This is a genomic window from Halomonas sp. GD1P12 (assembly GCF_025725645.1).
Taxonomy (GTDB): Bacteria; Pseudomonadota; Gammaproteobacteria; order Pseudomonadales; family Halomonadaceae; genus Vreelandella.
Genome location: NZ_CP107007.1, coordinates 3690369 through 3703864, shown reverse-complemented (window position 1 = coordinate 3703864; position 13496 = coordinate 3690369). Strand labels below are relative to the sequence as shown.

At 63.0% G+C, this 13496-nt stretch carries 14 protein-coding genes; 6 read left to right on the top strand and 8 right to left on the bottom strand.

All coding sequences use genetic code 11. The features are described 5' to 3' along the window. Window positions 1–13: 13 nt before the first annotated feature. Entirely contained in the window at window positions 14–1201 is a 1188-nt protein-coding gene (locus OCT39_RS17025) for an NAD(P)/FAD-dependent oxidoreductase (protein WP_263585622.1), read from the bottom strand. Between the two features lie 112 nt (window positions 1202–1313). On the opposite strand from OCT39_RS17025, the gene OCT39_RS17020 reads away from it, so the two are divergent. The 5 genes from OCT39_RS17020 (at window position 1314) to OCT39_RS17000 (ending at window position 5535) form a co-directional block, all read left to right on the top strand. Beyond that, the gene (locus tag OCT39_RS17020; protein ID WP_263585621.1) at window positions 1314–1874 is read left to right on the top strand and encodes a chorismate--pyruvate lyase family protein; all 561 of its coding nucleotides are present in this window, start codon (window positions 1314–1316) and stop codon (window positions 1872–1874) included. A 33-nt stretch (window positions 1875–1907) separates the two neighbouring features. Beyond that, complete coding sequence (gene ubiA / locus OCT39_RS17015; protein ID WP_263585620.1) at window positions 1908–2798, top strand: 4-hydroxybenzoate octaprenyltransferase; 891 nt, start codon at window positions 1908–1910, stop codon at window positions 2796–2798. 99 nt (window positions 2799–2897) lie between these two features. After that, window positions 2898–3587 carry a phosphate regulon transcriptional regulator PhoB gene (gene phoB, locus OCT39_RS17010; RefSeq protein ID WP_263585619.1) on the top strand — a complete coding sequence of 230 codons (690 nt, stop codon included), beginning with the start codon at window positions 2898–2900 and terminating at the stop codon, window positions 3585–3587. Between the two features lie 3 nt (window positions 3588–3590). Then, window positions 3591–4889, top strand: a complete 1299-nt coding sequence (gene phoR / locus OCT39_RS17005; protein ID WP_263585618.1) for a phosphate regulon sensor histidine kinase PhoR — start codon at window positions 3591–3593, stop codon at window positions 4887–4889. A 298-nt stretch (window positions 4890–5187) separates the two neighbouring features. Beyond that, window positions 5188–5535: a hypothetical protein gene (locus tag OCT39_RS17000; RefSeq protein ID WP_263585617.1), complete on the top strand. Its 348-nt coding sequence runs from the start codon at window positions 5188–5190 to the stop codon at window positions 5533–5535. A gap of 334 nt (window positions 5536–5869) precedes the next feature. On the opposite strand, the gene cysZ is transcribed toward OCT39_RS17000, so the two are convergent. The 6 genes from cysZ to OCT39_RS16970 form a co-directional block, all read right to left on the bottom strand. Continuing rightward, complete coding sequence (gene cysZ, locus OCT39_RS16995) at window positions 5870–6601, bottom strand: sulfate transporter CysZ (protein WP_263585616.1); 732 nt, start codon at window positions 6599–6601, stop codon at window positions 5870–5872. Window positions 6602–6681: 80 nt separating this feature from the next. Beyond that, complete coding sequence (phoU, locus tag OCT39_RS16990) at window positions 6682–7407, bottom strand: phosphate signaling complex protein PhoU (RefSeq protein ID WP_263585615.1); 726 nt, start codon at window positions 7405–7407, stop codon at window positions 6682–6684. Window positions 7408–7432: 25 nt separating this feature from the next. Further along, complete coding sequence (gene pstB / locus OCT39_RS16985; protein WP_263585614.1) at window positions 7433–8236, bottom strand: phosphate ABC transporter ATP-binding protein PstB; 804 nt, start codon at window positions 8234–8236, stop codon at window positions 7433–7435. After that, window positions 8233–9633, bottom strand: coding sequence for a phosphate ABC transporter permease PstA (pstA, locus tag OCT39_RS16980; RefSeq protein WP_263585613.1), 1401 nt, complete (start codon window positions 9631–9633; stop codon window positions 8233–8235). Before pstA ends, pstB begins: the two co-directional genes overlap by 4 nt. Then, entirely contained in the window at window positions 9633–10742 is a 1110-nt protein-coding gene (locus OCT39_RS16975; protein ID WP_263585612.1) for an ABC transporter permease subunit, read from the bottom strand. The genes pstA and OCT39_RS16975 overlap by 1 nt, the downstream gene beginning before the upstream one ends. Before the next feature lie 81 nt (window positions 10743–10823). After that, on the bottom strand, window positions 10824–11762 hold the full coding sequence (locus OCT39_RS16970) for a PstS family phosphate ABC transporter substrate-binding protein (RefSeq protein ID WP_263585611.1): 939 nt from the start codon (window positions 11760–11762) through the stop codon (window positions 10824–10826). Between the two features lie 132 nt (window positions 11763–11894). On the opposite strand from OCT39_RS16970, the gene OCT39_RS16965 reads away from it, so the two are divergent. Beyond that, window positions 11895–12320: an acyl-CoA thioesterase gene (locus tag OCT39_RS16965; RefSeq protein WP_263585610.1), complete on the top strand. Its 426-nt coding sequence runs from the start codon at window positions 11895–11897 to the stop codon at window positions 12318–12320. A 77-nt stretch (window positions 12321–12397) separates the two neighbouring features. Here the strand turns inward: OCT39_RS16965 and OCT39_RS16960 are convergent, their stop codons facing one another. Continuing rightward, a complete protein-coding gene (locus tag OCT39_RS16960; protein ID WP_263585609.1) occupies window positions 12398–13486 on the bottom strand; it encodes a TRAP transporter substrate-binding protein in 1089 nt (362 codons plus the stop codon). Window positions 13487–13496: the final 10 nt, after the last annotated feature.

The window sequence follows — 13496 nt, the reverse complement described above, 5'->3', positions numbered from 1 at the left end:
ACTGCGTTGCGATTTAGCCTAGCAGCGCGGGTACTGCTCTGGAAAGCTCCACTTTCCTTTTGACCGCCCCGCCTGTCAACGCAAAACCGACTAATTGACCATCTTTATCGTCGGCAAGTGCGGTCAACGTATCGCCGTCACCCTCGACGCGCCACTGGGCGACCGGCGCGACCGGCGGATAGGCCACCACGGGTAGAAGCGGCGTTTTTACCACCACCGGCCAGGCGCCGAGGCGTACGCGGGTCGGCTGGCCGGTGAGGGTGGCGGCCAGCGCCTTGACGCTGGCCTGAAGCGGCGGGACGTACATGGCGTTGACGCCGTCGATGCACGCCGCATCGCCCAGGGCGTAGATGCCGGCATGGGAGGTCGCTAGCGTCCGGTCGACCCGAATGCCGCTCTCGCTGACACTGATGCCCGCCTCGCGCGCCAGCGCGCTTCGCGGCGCAAGCCCGGTGGCCATCAGCACCACATCGACGTGATGGGTGTCGTCGCTGTCCAGGCTCAAAACGATATCGTCGTGCTCGCCGGCGGCGATGCGGCTCACCGTGCGACCCAGCGCAAGTTCGATGCCGCCGGCCTCGAACGCGCGGCCCAGCGCCTGGCCAAGCGTTGCCGGCAGAAGGCGGGGCAGCGGCGTGGTCTCCGGGGCGATCAGCGTGACCTGGTGGCCGCCGACAAGCAGGTCGTTGGCGAATTCGCAGCCCACGAGCCCCGCGCCGACAACGGCGACGCGCGCGGGTTCTGGCGCCAGGGCGGTGTAAAAGCGACGGTAATCGTCCAAATCGTTGACGCTGAAAAAGCGCTCGGCGAGCCCCGCGGGAATGTCGAAGGCGTTTCGCGGGCCGGCACCGGTGGCCAGCACCAGCGTCTCGAAGCCCACATACTCGCCGTCTTCAAGGGTGACCCGGCGGCGGTCGCCATCGAGGGCGACGACCCGGGTGTTCGGCCAGAGCGTGGCGTCGAGCTCATTGGCAACGCTGGCGGCGCTTTTTTTGGCGAGCTTCTCCGGTGTCAGGCGCTTGCCAAAGCCCGTCGAGAGCAGCGGCTTGCTGTACTCATCGGCGCTGCCGACGCTTACCAGGGTAATCGAGCGGGTATCACCGAGCCTTCGCAGCTCGCGGGCAAGGCCGATGCCGGCCATGCCGGTACCGATGATGAGAAGATCCACCGGCGCATCGGCGTGAGAGAAAGAGTCGGCCATGCCTTCACCAGACGTTGAAATTCGGGGGCTCGAAACGCGGATGTTCTCGAGAAAAGCGCGTTGGGCCATCATGTTACACTAGCGCGAACGACTTGACCGCTCTGGAGATCGCGTGGCAATACACACTCAGCCGATAGCGCTTTTTCCGCGCTGGCAACCCGTCGCGGCGTTTCGCCCGGCCATGAGCGCGCCCTGGTGGCAGTGGGTCGCCTCCACCGATTCGCTGACCGCACGGCTGGTCGCGGCGGGCAGACGCCGCGCGTTTCGGGTACGGCTGCTGCGCCAGGGCGTCGGCGTACCCGAACGCGACGAAGCCCAGGCGCTTGGCCTTGCGCCGCGCCGGCTTGTTTGGTGTCGCGAGGTGGCGCTGTGCATCGATGACACCCCTTGGGTGGTGGCGCGCTCGGTGGCGCCGCTGGCGCAGCTCAAGGGGCTGCATCTCGAGCGTTTGGGCGAGCGTTCGCTGGGGAGCTGGCTGTTTCGCCAGCCGGATCTCGTGCGCGGCGCGCTTTACGCCACCGGCCAGCGTCCGGCGTTCGCTCATCGCCAGGCGCCAGAGCTTCCGAGCGTCTGGGCGCGGCGCTCGATCTTCTACCACGGCGGGCTGTCGCTTTTGGTGCAGGAAGCGTTTTTATCGACCCTGGCGGATGAACCCGATCTGGCTTCGCGCTAAGCTGGGCGCGCGATTTATCCTCGAGAGGTAAGCATGGACCGTTCTCTGCTGCGCCCGACCGGCTGGTCCCGGGCGCGTGATTTCATCACGCTGATGCGCCTTGATCGGCCCATCGGCACCTGGCTTTTGATGTGGCCGACGCTCTGGGCGCTGTGGATCGCCGCCGAGGGGGTGCCGGGGCGCGGGGTGCTGTTGATCTTTATCGCCGGCGTCTACTCCATGCGCGCGGCAGGGTGCGTGGTGAATGACTACGCCGATCGCCACTTCGACGGCCACGTCAAACGTACCAAAAACCGGCCGCTGGCGACCGGGCGCATCGGGGAAGCCGAAGCCAAGGTGCTGTTCATCGCGCTGGTGGCGGTGTCGTTCATTCTGGTGCTGTTGACCAACTGGTTTACCGTGTTGCTGTCGGTGGGCGGGCTTTTGCTTGCCGCCGCGTATCCTTTCATGAAGCGCTATACCCACTTCCCCCAGGTGGTGCTCGGTGCGGCGTTCTCCTGGGCGATCCCCATGGCCTTTGGCGCGGTTCTGGGTCACGTGCCGCTCGAGGCGTGGGTACTATTTCTGGCCAACGTGCTGTGGACCGTCGCCTATGACACCCAGTACGCCATGGTGGACCGCGACGACGACTTGAAGATCGGCATCAAATCCACCGCAGTGCTGTTTGGCCAGGCCGACCGGCTGATCATTGGCCTGCTGCAGGCGGCCACGCTGTTACTGCTGGCCTGGGTGGGGTGGGCTATAAGTCTGGGAGGTTTTTTCTGGCTGGGCCTTGTGGCCATGGCGGCCACCTTCGTGCATCAGCAGCGCCTGATCGTTCACCGCGAGCGCGAGGCCTGCTTTCAGGCGTTTTTGAACAATCACTGGTCGGGGCTTGTGCTCTTCGCCGGGCTCGCCTTGAGCTTTTGGCCGGTGGCGGGCTAAGGTGGCAAAAGCGGGTGTCATAAAACTGTCACTCGCTCATGGTGTGATTGTCACCGATATGTCATCGACCACTTTGCCTGGACACCGTGAGGCCCGCCCATGACCGCCAAAACCGTTTTGATCGTCGACGATGAGGCGCCGATTCGCGAGATGATCGCGGTGGCGCTGGAGATGGCGGACTATCGCGTGCTCGAAGCCGATAACGCCCAGGATGCCCACGCGCTGGTGGTCGACAACCAGCCGGATCTGCTGCTGCTCGACTGGATGATGCCCGGTACCAGCGGCATCGAGTTGGCCCGTCGCCTCAAGCGCGAAGAGGCCACCGCCGAGCTTCCGATCATCATGCTCACTGCCAAGGGCGAGGAAGACAACAAGATCCAGGGGCTCGAGGCGGGTGCCGACGACTACATCACCAAGCCGTTCTCTCCCAGAGAGCTGGTCGCGCGCCTGAAAGCGGTGCTGCGGCGTACCACGCCGCGCGGCATGGAGGACCCGGTGGAAATCAACGGCCTGCTGCTCGACCCGGTAAGCCACCGGGTCAGCGCTCACGGCAAGGCGTTGGACATGGGGCCGACGGAATACCGACTGCTGCAATTTTTCATGACCCACCAGGAGCGCGCCTATACCCGCAGCCAGCTGCTGGATCAGGTATGGGGCGGCAACGTCTACGTCGAGGAGCGCACCGTGGACGTTCACATTCGTCGCCTGCGTAAGGCCCTGGGCGATGCTCATCAGAACCTGATTCAGACGGTGCGCGGCACCGGCTATCGCTTCTCCGCCCGGAGCTAGCGCGTGCACCTGTGGAGCCGGGAACTCTGGCGTATCGCCTGGCTTGCCACGCTCGGGGTGATCATGGGCTGGCTGTTTGGCGCGCCGGGGTTGGGCCTCGCCGCCGGGCTCGGCGTGTGTCTTTTCTACCACTTGCGCCAGCTGCGCGCGCTTTATCTATGGCTAACGCTTACGCCGAGCGAGGAGCCACCCGCCGGGCCCGGGCTCTGGGGCGAGCTTCTGGACCGGCTCTACCGCTACCAGAAAAGTCAGCGCATCACTCAGGGCCGCCTCAGAGCCACGCTTGCGCGTATTCAGGAGTCGTCGGAGGCGATGCGCGACAGCGTGGTCATGCTCGACCGTCACGGCGACCTGGAGTGGTGGAACAGCGCCGCCACAAAGATGATGGGGCTTCAAACCGCCCATGACCGCGGCCAGCACATCACCAATTTGTTGCGCGACCCCGCGTTTGTGCGCTACTTCTCGTCCCGCGAATACAGTGAGCCTCTAACGCTCACCTCACCCATCGACGAACGGCGCATTCTCGAGTATCAGATCACGCTTTACGGCGACGATGAGCGGCTCTTGATGGCGCGAGATATTACCCGGCTGCACCGGCTGGAGCAGATGCGCCAGGATTTCGTCGCCAACGTCTCCCATGAGCTTCGCACGCCCTTGACCGTGCTCTCCGGTTATCTGGAAACCTACAGCGATCTGAGCGATCAACTGCCGCCAAGACTTGGCCGCAGCGTCGCTCAGATGCAGGCGCAAACCCTGCGCATGCAGAATCTGGTCGACGATTTGCTGCTGCTTTCGCGCCTCGAGATTGATCAGGGCGGCAAGGATCACCAGCCGTTGGCACTGGGGCCGCTATTGGAAAGCGTGTGTCAGGACGCCCGGGCGCTGTCCGGTCAGCAGCACGAAACGCCCCAGCAGATCGCGCTCGAGATCGAAAGCGACGCGCGGCTGATCGGCAGCGAGCAGGAGCTACGAAGCGCGGTGTCCAACCTGGTGTTCAACGCCGTGCGCTACGCCCCGGGGGGAAGTACGATTACGCTGCGCTACGCCGAGCTTGCCGAAGGCGGCGCCTGTATCGAGGTCAAGGACAACGGTCACGGCATCGACCCGGTACACATTCCACGGCTGACCGAACGCTTTTATCGCGTCGATAAAGGGCGCAGCACGGCCACCGGCGGTACCGGCCTTGGGCTTGCCATCGTCAAGCATGTGCTGATTCGCCACGACGGGCGGCTTTCGATCGAAAGTCGCCCGGGCTTTGGCGCTACCTTCCGCTGTATTTTCCCCGCCGCCCGCCTAAGCTGATCCTCTTTGAAACAACACCTGTACAAGTGTGTCAATATGGCATGTAAGAGTGGTACAGGAATGCTCATGTGTCATTTTTAGCCACTTTCAGAGCGCCTATACAGCCACATGGAACGCATTGTACAGGTTTTGTAATGTTTTATATTATTGATTTTAAAGTAATTTAATTTTTTATTGGATTTATGGCACAGCCTCTGCAAAGATTTAAGTAAGAAAGACAGCTGCTTCAAAGTAGTCCGCCGCAAGGCACTCTTTCTTACTTTAAGCGGTACCACAGCAATTCAGGAGGTGGAATATGATGTCCAAGGAGCTACTCAAGAAAGCGGGTGTCGTAGGTATTGCGTTTGGTCTGTTGGCAAGCCCGATGGCCTTTGCACAAACCACCGAGCATCCGTCTATCGAAGAGAACCAGGATAGCATGGTCGAGCAGGATGAAACGCAAGATCATGGCGTCAATATGAACACCAATGAGAGCCCTGACTATACCCAGGAAGAGCTCACGACTGATCACCATACTCAAGGCCCGAACGATGAAACGATCGGCGAGCCGGACTCTACGGGCACCGCTCCGGATTCGATAGGCGATACCGATGAAGGCGCTGAAATGTCGCCGGAAGAAGTCGTCGAGAAAAACTCCGAGTCATAAGTAGTAGCGTTAAGTAACATTTGTTTGCAATTTCGGTACAAAGTATTACGCTTATGGAGTGAGCAAAAGAAGGGGCAAGGATGTCCCATTGCACGGATGCTCACCGATTCAAGGAACGAATCAAGCGAAGATCAAAACGTTTGTCAGGGTAGATTCCATGGTTGGAGACCCGCACAAGGATTGGAAGCTTACGTTACGTATCGAAATCGCTAAACGAGATCCAGACCCCGCCCTTTGCGGGGTCTAATTTTTTGTGGGTGCTACTTTCTTGTCGTAAGTATCGATAAGCGTGTGACGCTCTAAAAACCTTGAAACGTGTGACTGTCAGCCGCTTTCAACGGGCAGGCAGCCGTTCAAGATCACGGTAGTGAGCGTCCCACATCAACACTGCCCCGGCGACTGCTCCCGGTAGCAGGAAAAGATTGGCCAGCGGTATCCAGGTGATCAGCGTGACCAGCCCCCCGTAGCTCATGCTGGGCCACCAGCGCTCGCCCAGCCGTCGGCGCATCTCCTTGAAGCTAACCTTGTTGTTATCCATCGGATAGTCCAGATAGGTGATCGCCATCACCCAGGCCGAAAACAGCGCCCATAAAAGAGGGGCCGCCAGATTGAGCCCGGGGATCCAGCTGAAGACGAATAGAAGCGCAACCCTGGGCAGGATGTAGCGCAGCTTTACGAGCTCGCGACCTACTGCGTCGAGCGCCGTTTTAGCCAGGCCGCGATCATCCAGCGGTTCTACCCCGGTGGCGGTGCGCTCCACGCGCGCGGCGAGAAACCCATAAAACGGCGCGGCGATAAAATGAGTCACCAGCGTGAACGTAAAAAAGATTGCCACCAGCAGGCTCAAAACGAACAGCGGCCAAAGCAGCCAGTCGAGCCAATCAAGCCAGCTGGGAATGCTCGCCATGGCGTGGTCCAGCCAGCCGGAAAAACGCCGTGCGGTGAAACTCACAAGGCCGATGTAGACGATAAGGTTGATGAGAATGGGGAGAAAGACGTAGCGCCGTTGCCCCTTTTGATACACCAGGCGCAGCCCCTGGCTCAGTGCGGAAACCGCAGTCAGCATGGTTGATCCTTTCGCAATACGCCCGACGAAAAGCGTGGGTGAAGAAGCCGGGCGTATTGCAGGATCAACGCGCTAAAAGGTCAAGGCTTTTTTAGCATCTGCTGGTCGACGCTGTCCGGCGCGCTGTGGCGAATATCGAGCCCCTTGACGAGGTAGACCACGTACTCGGCCAGGTTGTTGGCGTGATCGCCGACACGCTCCAGCGCCCGCAGCACCCACATGATGCTGAGCACCGGCGTGATCGAGCGCGAATCTTCCATCATGAAGGTCATCAGCGAGCGCATGGCGCTACCGTACTCGTCATCCACGGATTCGTCCTCGCGCACCACCTGCATGGCAAGCTCGGTGTCGAAGCGGGCAAAGGCGGTGAGCGCATCGCGCAGCATCTTGCGCACGTGCTCGCTGATGTGGCGCACCTCTACCAGGCCCCGCACGTTACTGGCGTTTTCTGAAAGTAGCAGCGCGTTGCGGGCGATCTTGCTCGCCTCGTCGCCGATACGCTCGAGATCCGAGGTGGCACGAATGACCGCCAGCACCAGGCGCAGATCCGACGCCGCCGGCTGGCGCCGGGCGAGCACGCGGGTGCACTCCTCGTCGATCTTCAGCTGCAGATCGTTGACCTGGCGGTCGTTGTCACGCACTTCCTCGGCCAAGTGGCTGTCGTTTTCCAGCAGCGCGTGCACGGCGTTCTGGACCTGCTTTTCCACCAGTCCGCCCATGGCCATCAGGTGAGTTTTCAGCTCTTCGAGCTCCTGATTGAACTGGCGCGAAATATGCTGGCTATGGGTATCGCTTGTAATATCCATCGAGCCCTCCTGAGGGTCGGGTGGGTCAAATGACCCGGCCGGTAATGTAGTTTTCGGTACGCGGTCGTTGGGGGTTGGTGAAAACCTGGTCGGTCGGGCCGTATTCAACGAGCTCGCCGCTGTGTAGAAAGGCGGTGTAGTCCGAGACCCGCGCGGCCTGCTGCATGTTGTGGGTCACCAGGATCAGCGTCAGCTCGTTTTTGAGATTGCGTATCAGCTCCTCGATCTTGAGCGTGGAGATCGGGTCCAGCGCCGAGGCCGGCTCGTCGAGCAGCAGCACCTCCGGCTTGACCGCCAACGTGCGCGCGATCACCAGCCGCTGCTGCTGGCCGCCGGAGAGCTGCCACGCCGAGCGGTGCAGCTGATCCTTGACTTCGTCCCACAGCGCCGCGGCGGTGAGCGCCCATTCGATGATGTCGTCGCGCTGGCGCTTGGGCAGGCGCCGCTCCAGACGCAGGCCGAACGCCACGTTCTCGTAGATCGACATCGGGAAGGGGTTGGGGCTTTGAAATACCATGCCGACCCGGCGGCGAAGCTCGCTGACGTTGAGATTCGGCGCGTAAATGTCATCGCCTTCCAGCTGAATGCGGCCCTGGTGCGCCGCGTTTTCGTTGAGATCGTGCAGCCGATTGAACGCGCGCAAAAGCGACGACTTGCCACAGCCCGACGGCCCGATGAACGCAGTCACCCGGTGGCGCGGCACCTCGAGGGTGAGCGCCTTGAGCGCCGGCTTGTGACCGTAGGCCAGGCTAAACGCCTCGACGTTCAGGCAGCGCTGCTCGACGGGAAAGGTGACCACCGGCGGCGCGTCGTTCAGGGGCGCGTTCATGACTCTCCTCGCTGTCGGCGTAAATAATGACGCAGGAATATGGCAGTTAAGTTAAGCACCAGCACGATCAGCACCAGCAATAGCGCCGTGGCGTAGACCAGCGGAATCGCCGCCTCGACGTCGTCGCCGTGAAAGGCACTATCGAATAGATGATAGCCAAGGTGCATGAACTTGCGCTCAAGGTGCAGGTAAGGAAACTCCCCGTCCAGCGGCATTTGCGGGGCGAGCTTGGCCACGCCCACCAGCATCAGCGGCGCCACCTCACCGGCGGCGCGAGCCACCGCGAGGATCACACCGGTCAGCATGGCAGGGGTCGCCATGGGCAGCACGATGCGCGTGAGCATCTCCAGGCGCGTGGCGCCCAGCGCCACGGCGCCTTCGCGCTGGGCGTCGGGAATGCGCGCAAGCCCCTCTTCGGTCGCCACGATCACGACTGGCAGGGTCAGCAGTGCCAGCGTCAGCGACGCCCATAAAAGCCCGCCGGTGCCGAAGGTCGGCGAGGGCAATGCGTCGTCGAAAAACCACTGATCGAGCGAGCCGCCCACCCCATACACGAACACCCCCAAGCCAAACACGCCGTAGACGATCGAGGGAACGCCGGCGAGGTTGCGCACGCCGATGCGCACCAGCCGGGTCAAGCGGTTCTGGTGAGCGATCTCGTTGAGATAAACCGCCGCCAGCACGCCAAAGGGCGTCACGATCACCGACATCAATATGACCATCAACAGCGTGCCGAAAATCGCCGGCCACACGCCGCCGCCGGTATTGGCCGCGCGCGGGCCTTCGCTGAGAAAGCGCCACACGCCCTGACCCCAGATCGCAATTTTTTCCCCTATCGAGAGCGCATTCGGTGCCACGAAGGTGTTCACCCCGGACAGCGGCTGAACGAGCCCGCGCCCGCCTGGTGAGAGCAGCACCAGTTCGCCCTCGCGCTCAGAAGGCGGTAGCGCAAGCACCTGGCTAATGCGCTCGAAAGCCGCGGCGCCGGTGAGACGCTCGCCGTCGAGCTCCAGCGCGATGAGCCGGCCGATGAAGTCCCCCCAGGGGCTACGCTCCAGACGAATCACGTCTGTCGGGGTCGCAACGCTTACGATCTCGTCAAGGCCTACCCAGCGCCAGTCGGCGCCGGTCAGTTCCCGGTTGCCGGTGAAATAAAGCCGCTCGGTGGCATTGCCGGTGGGCATCGGCGCCTCGCGCAGTGGCTGGCCGATCAGCTGCTCGCCGGAGCCCAGCGTGACTTCCTCGAGGGTTGCCGGCCAGAAATGGCCCAACCCCTTGACGGTGAGAAGTGTCAGCAGCGTGGCCAGCATGAACAGCGACAGCGCCACGCACCCGGCGCAAAGCCAAGCCCAGAGCGCGTCGCCGGGCCATCGGCGGCGGTGAGTAGGGCGCGACATCAGGCGCCTCCCAGCCGCTGATAGCGGCGGCGCAGGCGCTGGCGGACGACCTCGGCCAGAGTGTTGACCAAAAAGGTGAAGAGAAACAGGACCAGTGCCGCTAAGATCAGAAGATGGTAGGTTTGCCCATCCGGCGGCGCCTCGGGAAGCTCGATGGCGATCGCTGCGGAAAACGAGCGCAGCCCCTCAAAAAGGCTTGCGCTCATCAGCGCGGCGTTGCTGCTCGCCATCAGCACGATCATGGTTTCGCCCACGGCGCGCCCGGCGCCGATCATCACCGCCGAGAAAATGCCCGGCCCGGCCATGGGTAGCGCCACTTTCCAAAGCGCCTGCCAGCGGCTGGCGCCGAGCGCCTGGGCGCCTTCCATCAGTGGCCTGGGAATATCGTAAAGCGCGTCCTCGGCCAGCGAATAAACGCTCGGAATGATCGCAAAGCCCATCGCCAGCCCGACGATCAACGTGTTGCGAGTGGTGTAGTCGATGCCAAAGCGCCGATCCAGAAACGTGGCCAGGTCACTACCCAGCCAATGCTGCTCCAAAAGCGGCGCCGCCCAAAGCGCCAGCGCCGCCATGGCGGCAATCCAGGGCAGCAGCCAAAGCCCCGCGCTTTCAAGCGACAGCGTCCGGCGCAGCGCCTTCGGCGCCAGGTGCCAAAGAATGCCAGCAAGACCCGCCGACAGCGGCAGCCACAATAACAGCGCAAGGGTGCTGGCGAGATGACGCTCGACCCAGGGCGCCAGCACCAGCCCGGCCACGAACCCGATCACCACGCCGGGTACCGCTTCCATCAGCTCAAGACTCGGCTTGATGCGCGCGCGCAGTCGGTCGGTCATGAACAGCGCCGAAAAAATCGCCGCGCCCAGCGCCACCGGCACCGCCAGTACCAGCGCGGCGATGGCTGCCTTGAGCGTGCCCCAGGCCAGGGGGGACAGCGTTTCCAGCGAAAGTGACTCGAAGCGGGTCAGAAGCGGCAGCGTCTCCCACACCAGAAACACGCCGATGGCGAGAATCGCCAGCAGCACGCCGATGCCCGCCGCGGTGATCAAGCCGGTGGCGATTCGATCCTTGAGCGTTCGAAGTGACGAGGGGGCCGAGGAAGGTGGCGTCATAACGACATCATAAAAGGGAGCAAGAGGGTATCGGTATGCCAACCAGGCATCCAACGTTGACTAGCGTAGGTCATTTTCATGTCAGTTTTGTGACACCTCGAGCGCCTCGTCCGCCAAGGGCACGAACCCCGCCGCGCGCACGATCTGCTGGCCCTCATCGGACAGGATCAGTTCGATGAAGGCGCGCTCGGCGGGGGGCAGCGGCGTGTCCGGCGCCGCGTTCACATACAGGTATAAATTGCGCGCCAGCGGGTACTCGCCGCTTTGAATCGTCTCCGGGGTGGGGGCGATGGCCTCACCTTCGGCGTTGACCAGGGCCAACGCGCGAACCATCGGCGTCAGGTGGTGATAGCCGCTGTAGCCCACCGCGTTCGGCGCGCTGCCTACCGCGGCGATGACCGCCGATGAGCCGGGGTACTCGCTGATGTCCGCGCGAAAGCGCCCGCCACACAGTGCGCGCTGGCGAAACAGATCGAACGTGCCGGAGGCCTGGTTGCGCCCGTGAAGCGCTATGTGGCCAAAGGGCCAGTCGAGCGGCTGGGGGAGGTCGTCCCAGCGGCGAATCGGCGCCTCGCCACCGCAGGCCAGCGTGCTGGAGAAAAGGGCGTCCAGGGTTTGCCGCGTGATCGCGCGCAACGGGTTGTGGCGATGCACCACCACCACCAGCGCGTCCCGAGCCACACGAAGCTCCCGGGGCGGGTAGCCGTAGCGCTGCTCGAAGCGTTCGCGCTCGGCGCGGCTCAGCGGGCGCGACATGGGCGCCAGGCGCGTGGTCCCCGCCACCAGCGCCGCCGCGGCAATGGAGGAGCCGCCGGCCTGTAGCTGCATGGTGATGCCCGGATGACGCGCGGCCAGCGCCTCTCCCCAGCGCAGCACCAGACTCGCCATGGTGTCCGAGCCGGTCGCACCCAGGGTGCCGGTGATCGGCGCCGCCCAGGCGGCAGGCGTGGCGAGCCATAAAAGCCCACCCGTGAGAAGCGCCGCGACAATCCTGGCGGGCCTGCTTCTGCAACTCTTCAAACGCACCACCTCTTGTGATTAACTGACGCCGTTGAGTAACACATCATCGTTACCCTTTCCTGTTACAAACATACGTCACCACGATATGCCACGCGACATTCGACAACAACAAGCCCCCGAAGTGACCCGACCATGACACCCCTTGAACACGATCTGGACGACGTGCCTGCCCCGCTTGGGCAGCTGACGTTGAAGCTACTGGCGTCGCGCCAGGAGACCAATCTTTACGGCGATATTCCCGGCGGCTGGCTGGTCAATCAAATGGACCAGGCCGCGGAGCTTGCCGCTGGGCGCGAGGCCGGCGGGCGCACCGCGACGGTGGCGATCGAATCGATGGATTTTTTGAGCCCGGTGCGCGTGGGCGCCACCGTCAGCGTGTACACCCAGGTCAAGGAGATCGGCCACAGTTCGATCAAGATCGACGTCGAGGTGTGGGTCAGACCGCCCCTGGGGCGCACCCTCAATGAGCGCCAGAAGGTGACCGAGGCGCGCTTCGTCGTCGTCGCCCTTGACGACAACGGCCGCATTCGCGCGGTGCATGCGACTAACGAGCTTTAACGCGTCGCTTTTACCCTAACAAATGAGAAAAGGGCGCCTGAGCGCCCTTGCATTGACATCATTGAACGCTGAAAGCGCTACGCGCCGATGCTGTCGCGGCCCTTGAAGTAGGCGTACTCGCCGATGTCGCTGAACGGGCGCATCAGCTGTTGGAACGCCGAGTAGGATTCGTAGACGCGGCGCGACTCTTCGTCGTTTTCGGTCTGGGTCTGAATCACCTCGCGGGTCGCCTCATAAAGCGCCTGCATGACGTCGTCCGGGAAGGTGCGAAGCTCGACGCCGTGCTCGTCGACCAGCGTTTCCAGCGCCTGGGCGTTATGGAAGGCGAACTCGGTGAACATGGCCAGGTTGGAGGCCCGCGCCGCTTCGCGAATGACCGCCTGCAGATCTTCCGGCAGCTCGTTCCAGGCATCCAGGTTGATGAAGCTTTCGACCAGCGCGCAGGGCTCGTTCCACACCGTGGTGTAGTAGTAGTCCGCCACCTGGTGCAGGCCGAAGGCCAGGTCATTGTAGGGGCCGACCCAGTCCGCGGCGTCGAGCACGCCGGTTTGCAGTGATGTGAAGATTTCCGAGCCCGGCAGGGTCACGGTGCTCACGCCGATGGCGTTCATCGCTTCGCCGGCAAGCCCGGGCAGGCGCAGACGCAAACCCTGCATGTCCTCGAGCGAGTTGATCTCTTTTTTGAACCAGCCGGCCATCTGTGGACCGGTGTTGCCCACGGCGAAGGGCTTGAGGTTATGGTTGGCGTACACCTCGTCCCACAGCTCCTGGCCGCCGCCGTGGTAGATCCAGGCGTTCATCTCGGTGGTGGTCATGCCAAACGGCACGGCGGTGAAGAACTGCGACGCCGCCACCTTGCCGCGCCAGTAGTAGGGCGTGGAGTGGCCCATTTCGGCGGTGCCGGCGGACACCGCGTCGAACACCTCGAGCGCCGGCACCAGCTCGCCGGCGCCGTGCACGCGAATACGCATGCGCCCGTTGGAGAGCTCTTCCACTCGGCGGGCAAAATCGTTGGCGCCGGTGCCCAGCGCCGGGAAGTTTTTCGGCCAGGACGTGACCATGTCCCAGGTGTAGGTTTCCTGAGCCTGGGCGGTGCTCACGAAGGGAGCGGCGGCGACACCGGCGGCCCCGAAACCGGCGGTCTTGATGAATTGACGGCGTTGCATGAAGGAATTT

What these genes read in the sequence shown, in the direction of transcription:
- OCT39_RS16965 (WP_263585610.1), top strand. Translation starts at nt 11,895, where the DNA reads ATGACACCCCTTGAACACGATCTGGACGACGTGCCTGCCCCGCTTGGG.
- OCT39_RS16960 (WP_263585609.1), bottom strand. Translation starts at nt 13,486, where the DNA reads ATGCAACGCCGTCAATTCATCAAGACCGCCGGTTTCGGGGCCGCCGGT.
- phoU (WP_263585615.1), bottom strand. Translation starts at nt 7,407, where the DNA reads ATGGATATTACAAGCGATACCCATAGCCAGCATATTTCGCGCCAGTTC.
- cysZ (WP_263585616.1), bottom strand. Translation starts at nt 6,601, where the DNA reads ATGCTGACTGCGGTTTCCGCACTGAGCCAGGGGCTGCGCCTGGTGTAT.
- pstB (WP_263585614.1), bottom strand. Translation starts at nt 8,236, where the DNA reads ATGAACGCGCCCCTGAACGACGCGCCGCCGGTGGTCACCTTTCCCGTC.
- OCT39_RS16975 (WP_263585612.1), bottom strand. Translation starts at nt 10,742, where the DNA reads ATGACGCCACCTTCCTCGGCCCCCTCGTCACTTCGAACGCTCAAGGAT.
- OCT39_RS17000 (WP_263585617.1), top strand. Translation starts at nt 5,188, where the DNA reads ATGTCCAAGGAGCTACTCAAGAAAGCGGGTGTCGTAGGTATTGCGTTT.
- phoB (WP_263585619.1), top strand. Translation starts at nt 2,898, where the DNA reads ATGACCGCCAAAACCGTTTTGATCGTCGACGATGAGGCGCCGATTCGC.
- OCT39_RS17025 (WP_263585622.1), bottom strand. Translation starts at nt 1,201, where the DNA reads ATGGCCGACTCTTTCTCTCACGCCGATGCGCCGGTGGATCTTCTCATC.
- ubiA (WP_263585620.1), top strand. Translation starts at nt 1,908, where the DNA reads ATGGACCGTTCTCTGCTGCGCCCGACCGGCTGGTCCCGGGCGCGTGAT.
- pstA (WP_263585613.1), bottom strand. Translation starts at nt 9,633, where the DNA reads ATGTCGCGCCCTACTCACCGCCGCCGATGGCCCGGCGACGCGCTCTGG.